This is a genomic window from Agromyces binzhouensis (assembly GCF_004135055.1).
GTDB lineage: Bacteria > Actinomycetota > Actinomycetes > Actinomycetales > Microbacteriaceae > Agromyces > Agromyces binzhouensis.
Genome location: NZ_SDPL01000193.1, coordinates 1 through 5,738, shown reverse-complemented (window position 1 = coordinate 5,738; position 5,738 = coordinate 1). Strand labels below are relative to the sequence as shown.

Genomic DNA, 5,738 nt, shown 5'->3' with positions numbered 1-5,738 from the left:
CGCGGTCGCCGTCGTCCCGCCCGACTGGGAGGCCGTGGAGCGCCGCGCCGTGGTGGTCGGCGTCGACGGGTCGGATGAGGCGCGGGCGGCGATCCGCGTCGGCGTCGACGAGGCCGCCCGTTCCGGGCGCCCGCTCGAGCTCGTCCACGCTTGGGTCGTGCCGACGAGCTGGAACTCGGCCTACGTGGAGTACCTCGGCGACGTCGCCCTCATGGAGGAGATGCGACGCGACGTGCTCGACGAGGCCGTGGAGTTCGCCCGATCGCTCGGCGGTGCGCCGTCCGGACGCCTCGAGCGCGGGTCGGCCGCTGCGGTGCTCGCCGAGTACAGCGACACCGCCAGCGTCGTGGTCGTGGGCAGCCACACGGCGGGCGGCATGGCCCGCTTCCTCCTGGGCTCCGTCAGCCACGACCTGCTGCTGAGCGCCGCCGGTCCGGTCATCGTGGTCAGCGACGTCGGATAGGCCATGGGCCCGCGGAGCATCCGGTTCCTCGGCGCGGCGGACACCGTCACCGGGTCGCGGCACCTCGTCGAGCGCGACGGCGTGCGCGTGCTCGTCGACTGCGGCCTGTTCCAGGGCTACAAGGTGCTCCGCGCGCGCAATCGGCAGCCGTTCCCCGTCGATCCCGCGACCATCGACGCGGTGGTCCTGACCCACGCGCACCTGGACCACTCCGGGTACCTGCCCGCGCTCGTGCGCGACGGGTTCGCCGGTCGCATCCTCGCGAGCCCGGGCACGATCGAGCTCGCCGAGATCATGCTGGCCGACAGCGCGTACCTCATGGAGGAGGAGGCGCGCCACGCGGCATCCCGCCACTGGTCGCGGCACGCCGACCCGCGTCCGCTCTACACGTCGGAGGACGTGCGCCGGACGATGCCGCGGTTCGAGCCGCTCGACTTCCACGAGACGCGGCGCATCGCCCCCGGGGTCGACGTGCGACTCGTGCACGCCGGCCACATCCTCGGGGCGGCGCAGGTGCGGCTCGACGTCGACGGGGCGAGCGTCCACTTCACCGGGGACCTCGGCCGCCCCGACGACCCGCTCATGCGGCCGCCGGAAGCACTGGAATCGACCGACGTGCTCGTCGCGGAGTCGACGTACGGCGACCGGGTGCATGCGGCGGGGGATCCCGAGCGGCTGCTCGGCGACGTCATCCGCCGCGTGACGCGCCGGGGCGGCGTGGTGCTCATCCCCGCGTTCGCGGTCGGCCGTACCGAGAGCGTGCTGCTGCACCTGTCGCGCCTCGCGGATCGCGGCGAGCTGCCGGACGTCCCGATCTACCTGAACAGCCCGATGGCGGTCGACGCCGTCGAGATCTACGAACGGCATCCCGAGGAGCATCGGCTCGGCCACGACGAACTGCAGCGCATGTACGGCCTCGCCAGGCGGGTGACGTCGGTCGACGACTCCAAGCTGCTGAACCTGCGAGGGGGACCCCTCGTGATCCTCTCGGCGAGCGGCATGCTGACCGGCGGGCGGATCCTGCACCATCTCGACGCGTACGGTTCGGACCCGCACAACGCGATCGTCCTGACCGGCTTCCAGGCCGGCGGCACGCGCGGGGCTGCGCTCCAGGCGGGCGAGCGGTCGCTCCGCCTCTTCGGCAAGGACCTCCCGATCCGCGCCGAGGTCGTCGCGATCGAGTCGATGTCGGCGCACGCCGACTCGGAGCAGATCCTCGGCTGGATGGGCGCGACGCCCGAACCGCCCGGCATGACGTGGGTCGTCCACGGCGAGGCGCACGCGGCCGACACGTTGCGTGCGCGGATCAGGCGCGAACTCGGCCGGGCGGCGCGCGTGCCCGACCACCACCAGGTCGCCGAGATCGTCCCGAGGTCGGCGCGCGCGGCGCCGATCGACGCCGTCGCGGCGATCGACGCGTCGATCTGACGGAGGCTCGCCGTCGCGATACGCTCCCGACCACCGGACGACACACGAAAGGAAGCCCCATGGACGAACAGGACGACCTGCGGCCCCCGACGAGGCACCTCAGCGAAGAGGAGTGCTGGTCGCGCATCGAGGCGGCGCCGTTCGGACGCATCGCGGTGTTCGCAGCGGGCGAGGTCGACATCTTCCCGGTGAACCACGTGGTCGACCACGACGGCGCCGATGCCCCGGCGATCGTCTTCCGCACGGCGGCCGGGACGAAGCTGCTCGAGCTCACGATCCACTCGCACGTCGCGTTCCAGGTCGACGGCTACACCGACGAGGACGCGTTCAGCGTCGTCGCGAAGGGCGAGGCGCGCCAGCTCGAGCGGCAGAGCGAGATCGAGCACGCCGAGACGCTCGGGGTGCACCCGTGGGCGCCGGAGTCGAAGGACCGGTGGGTGCGGATCCAGCCGACCGACGTGCGCGGGCGCGCGTTCCGGCGCTGAGGCGCTGATCCGGGGCGCAGCCCCGCCTCCCTCAGCCGACGAGCGCCTCGAGCGTCGGGTGCAGGTGCCGGGTCACGAGGACGGATGCCGCGTGCTGCGCGCCGACCTCCAGCGCCGCGTCCACGCCGGCCCCGTCGAGCATCGCGTGGAGCACGCCCGACATGAAGGCGTCGCCCGCGCCGTTCGCATCGCGCACGTCGACGGGCACCGCGTCGACCCGGTGCTCGGTGACGGCGCCGCCCTCGGACGCGAGCGCCACGGCCCCCTCCGCGCCGAGCGTGCACACGGCGAGCCGGGCGCCGGAGTCGATCACGCGTCGCAGGAACGGCATCGGGTCGCCGCCGAGCCGGTCGGCGTTGAGGAAGACCGCGTCGGCGGCGTCGAGGAACGGGAGATGGAACTCGCTCGTGCCGTCGTAGTCGTGCAGGTCGGTCCAGATCGGTCGCCCCGAGGCCCGCGCATCGGGGATGAGCCGGCGCGACCGCTCGGAGAGGTCGAGCACGATCGCCGCGGCGTCCTCCATCGCGGCGGTCAGTCGGTCGTCCTCGGGCGAGTCCCGGTCGTCGGGGGTCGACAGGTAGATCGACACGCGCTCGCCGAGCGGCGTCATGAGGTTGAGGTGCCGTTCGGTGCGCGCCCCGTCCACGATGTCGAGTCCGAGTCCGTCGACGCGCTCGAGGATGCCGCGCAGGCGCTCGCCGTCGGGGTCCGACCCGATCAGGGTGAACAGGGTCACCGGCCGCCCGAATGCGGCGAGCCCGAGCGCCTTGCCCGCCGACGTGCCGCCCACCGTCTCGTGGTCGGCCAGCGCGAACTGCATGTGCGGCACGGGTTCGGGCAGGTGCTCGACATGCACGATCCGGTTCCACGACGCCGGCCCCGAGACCACGACCCTGCCGCTCACGTGCTGCTCCCGTCCGGCCCGCGACGATCGCGGCGACCGGTCCCATCCTGCCGTGGTTCGTGCCGCCGCGTGTCGTCGCGCCCGGGTACGCTGACGACCACCCCGGCCGCCACCCAGCGAGGAGTCCGCATGCCCTTCTTCGACCTGCCCGCCGCCGAGCTCCGCGCGTTCCGTCCCGAGGTCGCCGAACCCGCCGACTTCGACGAGTTCTGGGCCGGGACGCTCGCCGCGTCGCGCGCCGTGGCGCGGCCCCCGCGGCTGACGCGCGTCGAGTCGCCGCTCGCGCTGGTCGAGGTCCACGACGTCGAGTTCTCCGGGTACGCGGGCGATCCCGTGAAGGGCTGGTTCCTGGTGCCGGCGGATGCCGCGGGGCCGCTGCCCGCGGTGGTCGAGTACAACGGCTACGGCGGAGGTCGGGGCCTCCCGCACGAGCGGCTGCAGTGGGCGGCATCCGGCTACGCGTACTTCTTCATGGACACCCGAGGACAGGGCAGCGCGTGGGGCACGGGCGGCGGCACGCCCGACCCGCACGGCACCGGGCCGTCGTTCCCCGGGTTCATGACCCGGGGCATCCACGACCCGGCCGAGTACTACTACCGGCGCGTCTTCACCGACGCGGTGCTCGCGATCGACGCGGTGCGCTCGCTCGACGTGGTCGACGCCGACCGGGTCGCCGTCACGGGCGGCTCGCAGGGCGGCGGCATCGCGCTCGCCGCGGCCGGGCTCGCCGAGGGGCTCGTGGGCGCGATGCCCGACGTGCCGTTCCTCTGCTGCTTCGAGCGGTCGGTCGGCCTGACCGACCGCGATCCGTACCAGGAGATCGTCCGGTACCTCTCGATCCACCGGGATGCCGCGCCGAGCGTCTTCCGCACGCTCTCGTACTTCGACGGCGTGAACTTCGCCAAGCGCGCGACCGCGCCCGCGCTGGTGTCGGTGGCGCTCATGGATCCCGTGTGCCCTCCGTCGACCGTCTACGCCGCGGCCAACCACCATGCGGTCGGCGCGGAGGTCGTCGAGTACGCGTTCAACGAGCACGAGGGCGGGCAGGGCCTGCACTGGCAGCGGCAGGCGGCGTGGCTCGCCGACGTGCTGGCGACGGGGTCGGCATCGGGCTGACCCCGGCGACGCCGATCAGAGCTCGCGTGCGACGTACCGCTCGATCTCCGCGTCGGTCGCGGTGATCCCGGCGTCGGCCAGCCGGAGCCGCAGCTCGGCCTCCTCGTCGTGCGCGTGACCGAGGCGCAGGTCGCTCCGCACCTGTTCGAGGATGCCGGCGATGCGGTCGGCCCGACTCGCGTCGCCCGCGCCCTCCTCGATCGGCTCGTCCTGGGTGTGCGGGGTCTCGGCCATGGTCCCTCCATCCGGCGGCGCGGAAGCCGCCTTCCACGATGCTCGTCGCGAGCGCGACATCCGTCGAGGCATTGACAGCTCACGTCACGGTGATCAGGGTGCGCTGCCATCCGGTCGAGCCGTCCGGCGCGATCGGGGCGCGCTCCTCGACCTGGACGCGCCCGTCGCGGTCGACGGCCCGCACCGTCGCGTAGTGGGTTCCGGGCGCGGCATCCCACTCGAGCATCCACTGCACCCACGTGTCGGCGTTCACCGGCGTCGACAGCGTCGCCGTGCGCCACTCGCCGTCGTCGATGCGCACCTCGACGCGCTCGATCCCGACGGTCTGCGCCCACGCGACCCCGGCGATCACGCCGGGACCGGCGGGGACGGGGCGGCCCGGCTTGGGCGTGTCGATGCGGGAGGACATCTTGATCGGCGCCTCGGCGCTGTAGCCGCGGGGCGTCCAATACGCCTCGTCGGCGGCGAAGGTCGTGACCTGCAGGCGGGTGAGCCACTTCGTCGCCGAGACGTAGCCGTACAGCCCCGGCACCACCATCCGCACGGGGAAGCCGTGCTCGAGGGGCAGCGGCTCGCCGTTCATGCCGACCGCGAGGATCGCGTCCCTGCCGTCGTCGGTCAGTACCTCGAGCGGGGTCGACGCGGTGAATCCGTCGACGCTGCGGGAGAGGACCATGTCGGCACCGGGTTGCGGGCCGGCCAGGCGCAGGACGTCGCGCACGGGCATGCCGAGCCAGATCGCGGTGCCGACGAGGTCGCCGCCGACCTCGTTCGACACGCACGTGAGCGTGACGCCGTACTCGTCGAGCCCCATCGAGACGAGGTCGTCGAAGGTCAGCTCGATGCGCCGGTCCACCATGCCGTCGACGACGAGCCGCCAGGTCGACGGGTCCACCTCGGGAACGGTGAGGGCCGTGTCGACCCGGTAGAAGTCCGCGTTCGGCGTGATCAGCGGGCTGAGCCCGGGGATGTCGAGCTCGGCGCCGGCCGGCAGCTCGACGACCGAGCGCGGTCGCGGCAGTCGCAGCGCCTCGCGGATCGCCGCGATGGACGACGTGGCGGCGGTCGCCAGCCTGGCCCCGAGGCCGACGACGACGGCGGATGCCGC

General features: G+C 73.4%; 7 protein-coding genes. 4 read left to right on the top strand and 3 right to left on the bottom strand.

The features are described from left to right. The 3 genes from ESO86_RS10350 to ESO86_RS10340 all read left to right on the top strand — a co-directional run. On the top strand, positions 1-463 hold a 463-nt coding region (locus ESO86_RS10350), incomplete at its 5' end, for a universal stress protein (RefSeq protein ID WP_165307623.1). Between the two features lie 3 nt (positions 464-466). Continuing rightward, a complete protein-coding gene (locus tag ESO86_RS10345) occupies positions 467-1,891 on the top strand; it encodes an MBL fold metallo-hydrolase RNA specificity domain-containing protein (RefSeq protein ID WP_129234824.1) in 1,425 nt (474 codons plus the stop codon). A gap of 59 nt (positions 1,892-1,950) precedes the next feature. Next, positions 1,951-2,376 carry a pyridoxamine 5'-phosphate oxidase family protein gene (locus tag ESO86_RS10340; RefSeq protein WP_129234823.1) on the top strand — a complete coding sequence of 142 codons (426 nt, stop codon included), beginning with the start codon at positions 1,951-1,953 and terminating at the stop codon, positions 2,374-2,376. 31 nt (positions 2,377-2,407) lie between these two features. Here ESO86_RS10340 and ESO86_RS10335 read toward each other — a convergent pair whose 3' ends face one another. After that, positions 2,408-3,280: a carbohydrate kinase family protein gene (locus ESO86_RS10335; protein WP_129234822.1), complete on the bottom strand. Its 873-nt coding sequence runs from the start codon at positions 3,278-3,280 to the stop codon at positions 2,408-2,410. Between the two features lie 129 nt (positions 3,281-3,409). Here ESO86_RS10335 and ESO86_RS10330 point away from each other — a divergent pair, with 129 nt between their 5' ends. After that, positions 3,410-4,396: an acetylxylan esterase gene (locus ESO86_RS10330; RefSeq protein ID WP_129234821.1), complete on the top strand. Its 987-nt coding sequence runs from the start codon at positions 3,410-3,412 to the stop codon at positions 4,394-4,396. A 15-nt stretch (positions 4,397-4,411) separates the two neighbouring features. On the opposite strand, the gene ESO86_RS10325 is transcribed toward ESO86_RS10330, so the two are convergent. Next, positions 4,412-4,630, bottom strand: a complete 219-nt coding sequence (locus tag ESO86_RS10325) for a hypothetical protein (protein ID WP_129234820.1) — start codon at positions 4,628-4,630, stop codon at positions 4,412-4,414. Between the two features lie 79 nt (positions 4,631-4,709). Further along, positions 4,710-5,738 (bottom strand): molybdopterin-dependent oxidoreductase (locus ESO86_RS10320; RefSeq protein ID WP_165307621.1); only part of this gene is annotated, 1,029 nt, incomplete at its 5' end.